Source organism: Sulfurospirillum arsenophilum NBRC 109478 (genome assembly GCF_000813345.1).
In the GTDB taxonomy this organism is placed as follows: Bacteria; Campylobacterota; Campylobacteria; order Campylobacterales; family Sulfurospirillaceae; genus Sulfurospirillum; species Sulfurospirillum arsenophilum.
In genome coordinates this window covers 379,669-391,779 of record NZ_BBQF01000002.1, presented here as the reverse complement: position 1 = coordinate 391,779, position 12,111 = coordinate 379,669, and the positions used below count along the sequence as shown (strand labels likewise).

The following is a 12,111-nucleotide window of genomic DNA, read 5'->3' as shown; positions in this document are numbered from 1 at the left end:
TTTTACCTAAAATCTTGGTACAGAAATGGTTCGCTCTAACGGATCGAGCCATTTTTCTTCTGTATGGTTGTATGTTTTAATCGTAACATGATTGTCATATAAAAACAAAGAGTTTGTCCAGATAACCTCTTTATTCATGTCGCTGTTGTGGATGTTGGTTACATGTTCATAGTGGTTAATCGTTGAGGCAAAACTTGGCTCTTTTACGGATGTGTGAGTATGCCCACTGATCCATAAAAAGAGTTGAGGATTGCTCTGAATCAGCTTTTGGATTTTTTCTTTAGGTTGTGCTACGAAATTGGGTGTATTGACCCAACGATTATAGGTTTCAAGTGTGTTATCCAAGGGTGCATGGAAAAAAACAATGGTGGGCATTTTAGGGTGTTTTTGCAATTCATGCTCTATCCATGTGAGCTGTTCTTTAGAGAGCTCTGCTAGATGAGAGGGATTGTCCGCGGAGAGGAACAGAAGCAAGTAGTTTTCTTTTTCAATGCTGTAGTAAAGATTTGGAAGATTAAATGTGGTCTGAAAACGTTTTAGTTTCGCTTCTTGAATTTCACGAGGAGCGTGTTGCAATTTTTCATTGCTACCCAGTTCATCGGCGTAGATAAAATCGTGATTACCTGTAATGACATAAAGTGGCTTGGTCAGTTTTGAAAAATAGGCTTTGACGTAAGCATACTCTTCCTCTGTCCCTGTTCTTGAGCAAAGATCGCCCATGGCTACAACCATATTGACATCATTCCATTGATTGATCTGCTCTAATACATGCTCTTTCATCTGAGGATTTTTCCCTGGAAGGTGGGGATCACCTAAGATTACAATATGCGTGCTACCATAGAGGCTAAGGGCTGTTAAAAGCCCTAGTAAGTACTTTTTCATAAGCTATCCATTGCCTTTTGCATGCGTTTTAAAATTTCTTCTAAAACACTTTTTTGGGTTCCAAAGTTTAATCGTACAAAATTTTTGTTGCCAAAAGGTTCCCCATCGCTTAGACCAACCCCATGCTGTACAAAAAATTCATACGGGCTTTTTACATGTAAAGATGATGCGTCGATCCATGCGAGAAATGTTGCTTCTTGACCTAGGAGTTTGAGTTTTGGATTTTTACTCACAAAGTCTTGCACCATTTTGAGATTTGCAGCTAAATAGACACGAAGCTCACTCAGCCATGCATCACCTTCAAGATAGGCTGCTTTAAGAGCAGTAATTCCCAAAATATTGATCCCTCCGACCATGCTTCCCATGGTTCTTTTAAAATTTTTACGAAGCTCAGCATTGGGAATAACGGCAAATGAGGCTTGAAGTCCTGCGATGTTAAACGTTTTACTCGGAGCCATCAGCGTGATGCTTTTTTGCGCTAATGCCTCGCTCAGTGAAGCGATAGGAATATGTTTTGTCTCTGGATTCAAAAGCAGATCGGCATGAATTTCATCGGAGCAGATGGTAAGGTCGTGTTTTAAACAAAAATCCCCAAGACTCTCAAGTTCTTTACATGTAAAAACAGTTCCTGCGGGGTTGTAAGGATTGCAGAGCATAAAGAGTTTACATGTAGGATTAATGGCTTTCTCCATCGCTTCAAAATCAAGCACCCATCGTTTGTTCTCTTCTTTCATCGCAATGGCTAGAACTTCTTTGTTTGCATGTTTGGGTGCTTTGATAAAATGCGGATAAATAGGCGTTGTGGTCATAACACTTGCAGTTTCCACCGCCATGCAGGCGATATTCATGCTACTCACAACACCATGAGTAAAGAGAATCCACTCTTTTTTGATTTCCCAGTTATAGTGACGTTTCACAAAAGCAATCATCGCATCGTAGGTTTCATCATCGATATCGGTGTAGCCAAAAACACCCTCCTGCACTCTTTTTTGAAGCGCTTCAATAACGCAAGGAGGTGATTTGAAATCCATATCAGCAACCCATGCTGGGATGACGTCTTGGCCTTTATATTTGTTCCATTTTTCGCAAGGTGTCTTGGTTCTATCGACGATCTCATCAAAATTAAACATCAAAATTGTCCTTTTTTTTAGTGTAATGATTGTAACATATTTTCATAAACCAAGTTTTACATGTAAAGGTGAAAAAATGACCTACGTCATTATTGCAGTCGTTCTCGTTGTATTTTATTTACTGACAAAAAACTATCAAACTGAGGCATACCAACATATTAACATGGATGTTAAGCAGACACTGAGAGGTGATTTGGCTGAACATGAGGCGGGGCTTTTAGTCGCACTCATGGCAAAAGTAGCCAAGGCAGATGGCAGAGTCAATGAACTTGAAGCGGAGCTTTTGAAGCTGACGTTTAGCGATATTGCTCGTGTATTTGAAAATAGCGAAAGTGTTCGTGAAGAGCTAAAAGAGATCTATCAAAAAGAGATGCAAAGTTTTGACAATACACTGATTGTCTCACAAAAATACCTCAAACTCACTAAAAATGACTATGTCAAACGTCTTAAAGTCATGGAATACTTGCTCAATCTTGCGTTTATAGACAATGAGTTTTCCCAAGCGGAATTTATGATTACCGAAGATATAGCGAATGCTTTAGACGTTAAACGGGCTGATTTTGAAAGATTGATTGCCTCTTTTGAACAGTTTTATGCCAATAAAGCAACACACGCGCAGATGGGAATAAAAAATGCCTATGCAGTTTTAGGTGCAGAGCCAAGCGAAGATATGGAAAGCATAAAAAAGAAGTATCGAGCTCTTGTCAAAGAGTACCATCCCGATATTTTAATGGGGCAGGGCAAAGATAAAAATATCATTGACGCTGCGACTGCTAAGCTTCAAGAGATTAATGAAGCGTATGAAATGATAAAAAAGGAAAAAAATTAGATGCTATCCACGCCTTTTGAGCGACATACGCTCAGTATGTCTGTTTTAATGACACCCGATAAAGCCAATTTCTCTGGTAATGTTCACGGAGGAGACTTGTTAAAGCTTCTCGATCAAGTAGCGTACGCGTGCGCATCACGCTATTGTGGTGGTTATGTTGTTACGATGTCCGTTGACCAAGTGATTTTTAAACAAGCCATTCCGGTAGGCACGCTGGTAACGTTTTTAGCCAGTGTTAACTATACAGGAAAAACATCGATGGAAGTCGGTATTAAGGTGATTGCAGAAAATATTCAAAAAGGGATTGCAACGCATACAAACAGCTGTTTCTTTACAATGGTCGCTGTCGATGACAAAGGAAGACCAACACCTGTGCCTACCTTTGTGCCAGAAAATGATGTGGAAAAAAGACGTTGCCATGACGCACAAAGGCGTCGTGATATTAGGCTTCATGGCTACAATGAAATTACGCCCCAAAAACAGGGCTAATTTCTCTTAAAGTTCGGATTCAATCAGTGCTTGAAGCTCTTTGAATCCAAATTTAACCAGTGGTTTGCCATTGACAAAAAACTCTGGAGTTGCTTTGACTCCCAGCGTCTTTGTATCGGCGATATCTTGTTTGATAAGCGCATCAATTTCTGGTTTTTTCATATCGTCCCGTAATTTTTCGATGTCAATGCCCACTTCAGGTAAAAATCCCCAAATAAGCGCAATATTAGGCGTTCCGTGGCTTGCCCATTTGTCTTGGTATTTGTAGATTACTTCGAGGGCTTCAAGGTATTTGCCTTGCAACCGTGCTGCTTCAATCATCGCAACGACATAGTAAGAGTCTGTATGAAAAGGTGCGTAACGAAGTACGAGTTTGATTTTATCGGGGTTTTGTTTGAGAATGTTTTTCACAAACGGATAAAAACTTTTACATGTCTCACATGCTGGGTCAAAAAACTCCACAATGGTTGTTTTAGCATTCGGGTTTCCGATGACATAGGCATGTGGGCGCATCAGCGCTGAAGTTTTTTCTCCTACGATGCTGTGGTCAGCATTTTTATAGAAGTAGCTTCCTCCTACAAAAAGAAGCACAAGGGTAAAAAGAGATGCAATGACAAGAGTCTGTTTTTTCATGGTTTAAGAAGCCTTTCGTTTTAAAAATAGTAATAAGATAAAAACAATAACAAATGAAACTAAAGAGAGTAACTGAATGGTCATAAATCCAAACCAGTTAATGTAATCACTCGTGCATGAAACTCCTTGTGAACAAGGTGCAACAGCTTCTGGTAAGATGCCGTAATAGAGTAAATTATGATAACTTGCAAAGAAAAGTCCAAGTAGAACAAGAGGCATGGCGTACTTGAAAACATTTTTATCATTACTCAAAAGTGCGACGAGAAAAATAACGGCCAATGGGTACATACAAATGCGCTGATACCAACACATAACACAGGGTGGGAAGAGCATAACTTCACTGAAAAAAAGACTTCCCAGTGTTGCAATCATCGCTGTAAGCCAACACAAAAATAGTGTTATCCAAACGAGATTTGACGACTTTTGTGGTTGGGACATTAAGGGCTCCAAAATTTGTTGGTATTGTATTTAATCGTTACTAAAACCAACGTATTGTAAAATAAATAAATAAACAAATATTTAACATGATAAAAAGGACGAGTGTGAGAGCGTTAATTAGTGTCAGCGATAAAACGGGTATTGTGGAGTTCGCCAAGGATTTGGTGGCGTTGGGTTTTGAGATCATTTCAACAGGTGGAACCTATAAACTTTTAAAAGAAGAGGGTGTTAGTGCGCTTGAAATAAGCGAAGTGACTAAGTTTCCTGAGATGTTTGACGGACGTGTGAAAACGCTCAACCCGATGATTCATGGAGGAATTTTACACCGAAGGGATTTACCTTTACATGTAAATGTTGCAAAAGAGCATGGCATTGAGGGAATTGATCTTGTGTGCGTGAATCTTTATCCTTTTAAAGAGACCATTACGAAGACTGATGATTTTGATGACATTATTGAAAACATTGACATCGGTGGTCCTGCGATGGTGAGAAGTGCAGCAAAAAACTTTAATGACGTACTAATCGTTACCGATGTTTTGGATTATGACAGAGTCATTGAAGCACTTAAATCGGGAGCGAATAGCTTAGAATTTAGAAGAGATTTGATGATTAAGGCGTTTGAGCATACGGGAGCGTATGATAGCATGATCGCAAACTACATGAACAAACGTTTTAACAACGGTTTTGGTGAAAAACAGTTCATCGTTGGAACCAAAGCATTTGACACCCGTTATGGTGAAAATCCACACCAAAAGGGTGCATTGTATGAGTTTGACTACTTCTTTACCAATAATTTTAAAACCCTCAAAGGCGAAGCTAGCTTTAATAATATGACAGACATCAACGGTGCTGTTAAAATTGCTGCATCTTTTGGTGACGCCCCTGCGGTGTGTATCATTAAACATGCCAATCCATGTGGTTTTGCAATTGGTGAAAATCTACTTGATTCGTACGTTAAAGCACTTAAATGTGACCCTGTTTCTGCTTATGGTGGTGTTGTGGCAATCAATGGAACTTTGAATAAAGCCTTGGCTGAAAAAATCAATGAAATTTTTGTGGAAGTCATCATCGCTGCAAACGTGGATGAAGATGCTTTACATGTTTTTGATGCTAAAAAGCGTATCAAAATCTTTACGCAAGAGAGCAAATACCTTGTTCTTAGCGAAGATGCGTATGACTTTAAGCATGTCGATGGTGGGTTTGTGTTCCAAGAGAGCGACATGGTGGGTAACGACGAGATCAAAAATGCAAAATGTTTAACAAGCAGAACTGCTTCCAAACAAGAGTTGAGTGACCTTGAAATCGCCTATAAAGTGGCAAGTTTGACCAAATCAAATTGTGTTGTTTATGTCAAAGAGAGCGCAATGGTGGCAATTGGTATGGGTATGACTAGTCGTGTGGATGCCGCGAAAGCCGCTCTTCGCAAAGCCGAAGATATGGGCATTGATGTGAGTGGCGCTGCATTGGCAAGCGAAGCATTTTTCCCATTCCGTGATAGCATTGATGCTGCAGCGGCAGCGGGTGTTAAAGCGATCATTGAACCAGGTGGTAGCATTCGTGATGAGGATGTCATTGCCGCTGCCAATGAGCATGGTATGGCACTCTACTTTACAGGCGTTAGACACTTCTTACATTAATAGCTTCTACAAGAGCCTTGAATAAAGGCTCTTTCTTCCTCTTTTTTTAAATAAGACAATATTTATCTTTTTCTTGATGTAGATTAAGGAAATTATCTTCTCATTGCATTATAGTTTCATCAAAAATAAGGATGAAATCATGAATACAAATCATTTCCCTAGCGATGCAAAACTTTTACATGTAGACAACACAACGGTTCCTTTTTTCTCTTATGTCCAAGAGGGTATAGAATACATCAGCTTTGACACTTCATTGTGCGTACCACCGGAACCTATGGTGAATGCCATGATCGCACTTGAGCTTTTGGATAGCCCACACAAGAAAGTAGTGATGATTAACCATCGATCCCCCATTGGTTTACTTGCCAAAGTGCAACCTTTTTATGACATTGATGTCACAGAGCTTGAAGGTGGAAAACTCCAACTTATCTTTTCATACAAAGAGGGGATGAGTGACAAAGTTGATTTAAGCCAAAAACAGTGTGCTGGTTAAGTAGATGAAAGTCTCACTTGCCACCGAGATGGCACCTCCATTTGTGTTGGTAGCGCATTTTTTTATTGCAGGAATTATTTTTTTAAGCATTAGTGGTATCGCCCTTTTGTTTATGAGCTCCGATATATCAGGTTATATCATCTCATCTTCATTAGCTGCATTTTCACATCTCTATCTGCTTGGTTTTGTAATGATGGTCATTTTTGGTGCGATGTACCAGCTTTTACCGGTTGTGCTTGAAGCACCCATTTTTTCCAAAGATTTTGCGTATGTTCAGTTTTACATGTACATTGTTGGGTTTTCATTGATGGTCAGCGGATTTAGCTTTAGCGAACTTCATCTGCTTATTCCCTATGGTGCGGTAATAACCTATCTTTCGATGCTTATTTTTTGTTTCAATGTTTTTTTAACCTTTTACCGTTTAGAGAACATAACACTTGTGAGCAAGTTTTTACTTATTGGTACGATCTTTTTGTTTATTTCGGTGAGCTTAGGTTTACTGATTGGGCTTAGTTTAGGACATGGTCTTTTAGCAATTGACATTGATGCGTGGGTGAAAGCACATATGATAGGCACACTCGGTGGGTTTGTGATGATGATCGTCATGGGCGTTTCGATGGTACTTATTCCTATGTTTTCACTCTCTCATGGTTTTGATGAGAAATGGATCAATGCGGCATTGTATCTGCATAGTATTGGAACGGCGTTGTGTATGGTTGCTTTAATCATGCAAATGCCTTGGATTTTTCAAGCTCTTGGGGCTGCCCTTATGGTTGCGGCTATTGCGTGTTTTGTGGTGCAAATCAGCATTATTTTCAAACAAAGAGCGCGTAAACAAAATGATTACTGGGTTAAGAATGTCCTGTTTGCATTGGTCTGTTTGGTCGCTTCTGTGATCTGTTGTGCTCTTTACTTTGCTTTTGGCAACAGTGTTATGGGCATACTCGCAGGGGTACTTTTCTTTTTTGGCTTTTTGCTCTCTTTTATTGTGGGGCATATTTATAAAATTTTGCCTTTTTTGATTTGGTATGAAAAATTTTCACCATTGGTTGGAAAACAAAAAGTGCCACTTTTACATCAGATGATTCACACCAAAATTGCTGACGCTCAAACATGGATGCTTTTTAGTGCGGTTGCTGGGCTTTGCGGTGGTGTCGTGTTACAAGTAGAGAAGCTTTTTTTTGCAGGAAGCGTGTTGCTACTGATTTCATTGGTATTGGTAGCTTTTAATGCAGCATATGCGTTCAATTATAAAATTAAGGAGTAAGTGATGATTACAGAAGAAGATGTTTACAGTGCTATTTCAACGGTTATTGACCCCGAAGTTGGGTTTGATATTGTTTCATTAGGACTTATTTATGGTGTTAAAATTGAAGAGGGTGATGTGCATGTTACAATGACGCTTTCTACGAAGGGATGTCCGTTGCATGAACTTATTCAACAATGGACAAGAGATGCTGTTTTAAAAATTGAAGGTGTGCAGAATTGTGACATCGAAATTGTTTGGGAACCAGCTTGGAATATCACAATGGCTAGCGAACGTGTCAAAAAGGAACTGTGTGGCTAATTTGTGTCACACTAAGAATCCATTCATTCCAAAATCAGAGAAATATATACTATAATAAAAGTTGATTTTTTGTTTTTGGAGGCAGAATGGATTTAGTGACTAAAGTGCACCGTGAGCATGTTGAAATTCTCATTACGGGCACGATAAAGACAATTGCAAATGCACAAGCTATTAAAGAGGCAGTCCGAAAAACTCACGAGCAACATCCTGATGCTATCATTAATCTAACGATTAAAGACTCTTTTATTATTACTTCATCTGTTATTGGCTTTTTAATTAAGTCGATTAAAATGGACAAAATGAACTTACAGGTAAATATAAACTGTGAAGAGTTGTATACTATGCTGGATGATATGAATTTGATTGAAGTAATGAATGTCAGAAAGGCCTACTCATGCGCAAAGGCATAGGTTTAAAAATAGGGTTAACCCTTATACCTCTTTTATTGGTTAGTTTTATTATTTTACAGTTTTTCATTGTAGGTGAGTTTAAAAAATCTTCTCAAATCCAAAGTGAAAATAATCTAAATTTACTCAGCCAATCGGTTTTCCAAACGGTACGTGCTGCAATGAATTTGGGTGATCGTGCTTTGATTGAAAAATCATTGCAAGATGCTGGGGAAATGAAAGGGATTAAAGAGCTTAAAATCCATCAATCTCAAGCGGTTATTGATACTTTTGGTATCAATGCAAAACCATCAACAGATGTTGCAGTTATCGATATCTTCAAAAACCCAAAACAGCAAAATATTACACTCGATGATGATAAAGGTCATCGTTTAAGACTTTTAAAACCGCTGATTGCTGAGCAAGATTGTCTGGCCTGTCATGCTACTTCACAAAAAGGGGATGTGCTTGGCGTTATGGATATGACATTCTCATTTTCTGAAATTGATGCTTATATTAGTGAGGTAAGCTGGGAACTCATTAGTATTTTTGCACTTTCATTGCTGGTAACCTCGGTCTTGATTATGCTTGTCCTTAAACGTGTTGTTGGTGATCCTTTAGCGATACTCATGGCACGTGTCCATGACCTTTCCAGCGGAAATGGCGATTTGACTGCGCGAGTTCAAATTAATAGCCAAGATGAGATGGGTGATATTGCCAAATACATCAATATTTTCATTGAAAAAATTCAATCTATCATCTTAAGCTCACAAAAAATTTCACAAAATGTTGAACATACGGGTGAAACACTGAATGAAAATGCACTAGAATTTTCAAAAGGTGTGGTTGAGCAAGCACATCAGATTAAGATGTCGTTTGATTTGATGAAAGATATTGAAGCCGATTTGGATCTATCTGAAGAGCTTGCTATTCATACGGTTGAAGATAATAGCGCATCGTTTAGTGTTTTAGAAAAAATGAGTCTGGCACTCAACGAAGTCGTTCAAAAGATTAATGGTGCGAGTGATTCTGAACAAGAGATGGCCCATCAAATCCAAAATGTTGTTTCGCAAACTGACCAAATCAAAGGTGTCTTGGCGATGATTAAAGATATCGCTGATCAGACCAATTTGTTAGCACTCAATGCTGCGATTGAAGCTGCAAGGGCAGGGGAGCATGGTCGTGGGTTTGCGGTTGTTGCCGATGAAGTACGAAAGCTTGCAGAGCGTACTCAAAAAGCACTTGCTGAAATCGATGCTACGATTAGTGTTATCGTTCAAGGCGTAACACAACTCAGTACCAATATGGAAGTGAATGCGGAAAATATCAGTCATATCTCTAACAGCGCTTTTGATGTTCAAAATGCTACAGAGGAGACTAAAAATCGTACATTAGAGTCGATAGATATTTCTAAAAAAGCATCTAAAAAAGTTGTAGAAATTTCGCATCTGACCAATCAAATGATGGAGCAGATGAAACGAACGTTAAGCTTATCTGACAATAATGAAAAAATTGCTGTTGAGCTTTCACATATCTCTCAAACCATGCTTGAGTCTTCACAAAATCTAGACACAACACTTTCAACATTTAAAGCGTAATGCAAGGAGGTTTAGCCTCTTTGCATCATTTCTACTTTTTCTTCTATTTCCAATAACTCTTCAATCATTGGCTCTAAAAGTGCTTCTTTTTCTTCTAAGTTTTGACTCAGTTTTGTAAGTCCAATTTGTTGATAGCACTCTGGATTTTCAAGACATCTTTTAATAGAGCTAATCTCATCTTCAAGTGCTTGGATTTGTAATGGCAGTGTATCAAGAGCACGCTGTTCTTTGTAACTTAGCTTTGTGGGTACACTCTCTTTTGCTTTTTGCGCTTTTGGTTCTTCTTTTTCAATCCATGGTGCTTCTTGTGCAGATTCCATGGCATCAAGTTCTTTGATCTCTTTTTCAATTTCTAAGTATTCACTGTAACTTTGATAGCTCTCTTCAATGATCCCTTCACCTTTAAAAACATAAAGCTTTCCAGCAATTTTATCGACGAAGTAACGATCATGGCTAACAAAGATAACTGCTCCGCCAAAACTTTGGATGTATTCTTCTAAAATATTAATGGTTGGAATATCAAGATCGTTGGTTGGCTCATCGAGGATAAGACAATCGACTTCTTGTGAAAAGAGCAGGGCGAGGGCTACTCTATTTTTTTCACCACCGCTGAGTATGCCGATCTTTTTGTTCAGGTCTTCTTTGGGGAAGAGAAAATCTTTGAGATATCCAAATACATGGAGATTTTTACCTTTAACATCGACACGATCTCCACCATTAGGGCAAAATGTCTCTATAAGGTTTTTATTGTCATCGAGCATCATGCGTTGTTGATCAAAATAACCGACCTTAAATTCACCCTTGTCAAAATTTCCACTATCGACACTCATATCGCCCAGTAAAATTTTCAGCAGTGTTGATTTGCCTGCTCCATTTTTACCAACAATGGCAATGCGGTCTTTTTGTAAAATACGTGTACTAAAATCTTTGATGAGGAGTTTATTCCCTAGTTTTTTATGGATGTTGTACATTTCAAAGAGCATTTTTTGTTTATTGATGATCTTTTCGCCATTGAAGTTATGCTTTTCACGCTCTAACTCCAGTTTGAGTTTTCGAACCAAAGAGGGGTTTTTTTTTGCAGACTCACGTAATTCAAAAACTCTTTGCTTTCGCCCTTCGTTGCGTTTAAGTCTAGCTTTGACGCCACGTCTGAGCCACTCCTCTTCGCCTTTAAGGTATTTGAGTAGATTTTCATGCTGTTTTTGGAGCGATAAGATCAATAACTCTTTACATGTAAGATAATTTTCATAACCGCCTTCAAAGCTTCTCACTTTAGCATCATCAATTTCAATCGTACGAGTCGCTAGATGATCGATAAAATAACGATCATGCGAAATGAAAAGTAGCGTGAATTTAGCAGTTAAAAGCATTTGCTCTAAAAACTCAACCATATAGACATCCAAGTGGTTGGTAGGCTCATCCAGTAACAAAATATCAGGCTTTTGAAGAATGAGTCCTGCTAATGTCACGCGACGTTGTTCTCCACCGCTTAAGAGGTTGACATCGCTTTGTTCAAATTGTTTAAGGTCAAACTCTTGCAAGACTTTTTCTATCTTTTCATCCAAACTCCACGCATCATGCAGGTCTAAAAAAGTGACCAGTTGACTTTGCTCTGCGAGCAGTGCTTCATTGTGATAGTCATGTTCTAACGTTTTAATGACCTCTTCATAACGAAGACGTGCGGTTTTTAGCTCTTTTAGTTCCTCTTCAATCGCTTCTTTGACATTCATTCCCTCTTTAAAGCGAGGTGTTTGGTCTAACATGCCTACTTTGGTATTTTTTTGAAGAATCCGCCTTCCTTCATCTGCTTCCAAAGAGCCAAAAACGATCTTCATAAGGGTTGATTTACCACCACCATTTTTACCGATGATGGCAACGCGCTCACCTTCGTGCAGGGAAAAATCAACATCTGTTAAAATTTTTTGAGTTTCGTATGCCTTGCTAATGCCAATTAAATCTAAAAGTGCCAAATTAAGTGCCTTACTTTGTTTTTTGCGCGTATTATACCATTAAGATGAAAATGCGTAGA

13 protein-coding genes are annotated in these 12,111 nt (G+C 38.7%); 8 read left to right on the top strand and 5 right to left on the bottom strand.

What is annotated here, in order from left to right; genetic code table 11:
• Positions 1-6: 6 nt before the first annotated feature.
• Together SAR02S_RS06320 and SAR02S_RS06315 are read right to left on the bottom strand one after the other, a co-directional pair.
• Complete coding sequence (locus SAR02S_RS06320; RefSeq protein WP_041957964.1) at positions 7-882, bottom strand: metallophosphoesterase family protein; 876 nt, start codon at positions 880-882, stop codon at positions 7-9.
• Positions 879-2,012, bottom strand: a complete 1,134-nt coding sequence (locus tag SAR02S_RS06315) for a MalY/PatB family protein (RefSeq protein WP_052433550.1) — start codon at positions 2,010-2,012, stop codon at positions 879-881. The genes SAR02S_RS06320 and SAR02S_RS06315 overlap by 4 nt, the downstream gene beginning before the upstream one ends.
• A gap of 76 nt (positions 2,013-2,088) precedes the next feature.
• Here SAR02S_RS06315 and SAR02S_RS06310 point away from each other — a divergent pair, with 76 nt between their 5' ends.
• On the top strand, positions 2,089-2,841 hold the full coding sequence (locus SAR02S_RS06310; protein ID WP_041957959.1) for a DnaJ domain-containing protein: 753 nt from the start codon (positions 2,089-2,091) through the stop codon (positions 2,839-2,841).
• Complete coding sequence (locus SAR02S_RS06305) at positions 2,842-3,330, top strand: acyl-CoA thioesterase (protein ID WP_041957958.1); 489 nt, start codon at positions 2,842-2,844, stop codon at positions 3,328-3,330.
• Between the two features lie 6 nt (positions 3,331-3,336).
• Here the strand turns inward: SAR02S_RS06305 and SAR02S_RS06300 are convergent, their stop codons facing one another.
• Both SAR02S_RS06300 and SAR02S_RS06295 read right to left on the bottom strand, forming a co-directional pair.
• Positions 3,337-3,963 (bottom strand): DsbA family protein, encoded by a 627-nt coding sequence (locus SAR02S_RS06300; protein ID WP_041957956.1) that lies wholly within the window; start codon positions 3,961-3,963, stop codon positions 3,337-3,339.
• A 3-nt stretch (positions 3,964-3,966) separates the two neighbouring features.
• Positions 3,967-4,401: a disulfide oxidoreductase gene (locus tag SAR02S_RS06295; protein WP_041957954.1), complete on the bottom strand. Its 435-nt coding sequence runs from the start codon at positions 4,399-4,401 to the stop codon at positions 3,967-3,969.
• 104 nt (positions 4,402-4,505) lie between these two features.
• Between SAR02S_RS06295 and purH the strand changes: the two genes are divergently transcribed.
• The 6 genes from purH to SAR02S_RS06265 all read left to right on the top strand — a co-directional run bounded on the left by purH (position 4,506) and on the right by SAR02S_RS06265 (position 10,082).
• Positions 4,506-6,038 (top strand): bifunctional phosphoribosylaminoimidazolecarboxamide formyltransferase/IMP cyclohydrolase, encoded by a 1,533-nt coding sequence (gene purH / locus SAR02S_RS06290; RefSeq protein WP_041957952.1) that lies wholly within the window; start codon positions 4,506-4,508, stop codon positions 6,036-6,038.
• 139 nt (positions 6,039-6,177) lie between these two features.
• A complete protein-coding gene (locus SAR02S_RS06285) occupies positions 6,178-6,531 on the top strand; it encodes a hypothetical protein (protein ID WP_041957950.1) in 354 nt (117 codons plus the stop codon).
• A 4-nt stretch (positions 6,532-6,535) separates the two neighbouring features.
• Positions 6,536-7,798 (top strand): hypothetical protein, encoded by a 1,263-nt coding sequence (locus SAR02S_RS06280; protein ID WP_041957948.1) that lies wholly within the window; start codon positions 6,536-6,538, stop codon positions 7,796-7,798.
• Between the two features lie 3 nt (positions 7,799-7,801).
• Positions 7,802-8,098 (top strand): metal-sulfur cluster assembly factor, encoded by a 297-nt coding sequence (locus SAR02S_RS06275; RefSeq protein WP_041957945.1) that lies wholly within the window; start codon positions 7,802-7,804, stop codon positions 8,096-8,098.
• 86 nt (positions 8,099-8,184) lie between these two features.
• Positions 8,185-8,508, top strand: a complete 324-nt coding sequence (locus SAR02S_RS06270; RefSeq protein ID WP_041957943.1) for a hypothetical protein — start codon at positions 8,185-8,187, stop codon at positions 8,506-8,508.
• Positions 8,493-10,082: a methyl-accepting chemotaxis protein gene (locus SAR02S_RS06265; protein ID WP_041957941.1), complete on the top strand. Its 1,590-nt coding sequence runs from the start codon at positions 8,493-8,495 to the stop codon at positions 10,080-10,082. The genes SAR02S_RS06270 and SAR02S_RS06265 overlap by 16 nt, the downstream gene beginning before the upstream one ends.
• 11 nt (positions 10,083-10,093) lie before the next feature.
• Here SAR02S_RS06265 and SAR02S_RS06260 read toward each other — a convergent pair whose 3' ends face one another.
• Positions 10,094-12,052 (bottom strand): ABC-F family ATP-binding cassette domain-containing protein, encoded by a 1,959-nt coding sequence (locus SAR02S_RS06260; RefSeq protein ID WP_041957939.1) that lies wholly within the window; start codon positions 12,050-12,052, stop codon positions 10,094-10,096.
• Positions 12,053-12,111: the final 59 nt, after the last annotated feature.

Excerpts from the sequence above, each read along its gene's own strand:
- SAR02S_RS06270 (WP_041957943.1), top strand. The coding sequence starts at position 8,185 with ATGGATTTAGTGACTAAAGTGCACCGTGAGCATGTTGAAATTCTCATT.
- SAR02S_RS06310 (WP_041957959.1), top strand. The coding sequence starts at position 2,089 with ATGACCTACGTCATTATTGCAGTCGTTCTCGTTGTATTTTATTTACTG.
- SAR02S_RS06300 (WP_041957956.1), bottom strand. The coding sequence starts at position 3,963 with ATGAAAAAACAGACTCTTGTCATTGCATCTCTTTTTACCCTTGTGCTT.
- SAR02S_RS06315 (WP_052433550.1), bottom strand. The coding sequence starts at position 2,012 with ATGTTTAATTTTGATGAGATCGTCGATAGAACCAAGACACCTTGCGAA.
- SAR02S_RS06275 (WP_041957945.1), top strand. The coding sequence starts at position 7,802 with ATGATTACAGAAGAAGATGTTTACAGTGCTATTTCAACGGTTATTGAC.
- SAR02S_RS06320 (WP_041957964.1), bottom strand. The coding sequence starts at position 882 with ATGAAAAAGTACTTACTAGGGCTTTTAACAGCCCTTAGCCTCTATGGT.
- SAR02S_RS06285 (WP_041957950.1), top strand. The coding sequence starts at position 6,178 with ATGAATACAAATCATTTCCCTAGCGATGCAAAACTTTTACATGTAGAC.
- SAR02S_RS06265 (WP_041957941.1), top strand. The coding sequence starts at position 8,493 with ATGCGCAAAGGCATAGGTTTAAAAATAGGGTTAACCCTTATACCTCTT.
- SAR02S_RS06280 (WP_041957948.1), top strand. The coding sequence starts at position 6,536 with ATGAAAGTCTCACTTGCCACCGAGATGGCACCTCCATTTGTGTTGGTA.
- SAR02S_RS06305 (WP_041957958.1), top strand. The coding sequence starts at position 2,842 with ATGCTATCCACGCCTTTTGAGCGACATACGCTCAGTATGTCTGTTTTA.
- SAR02S_RS06295 (WP_041957954.1), bottom strand. The coding sequence starts at position 4,401 with ATGTCCCAACCACAAAAGTCGTCAAATCTCGTTTGGATAACACTATTT.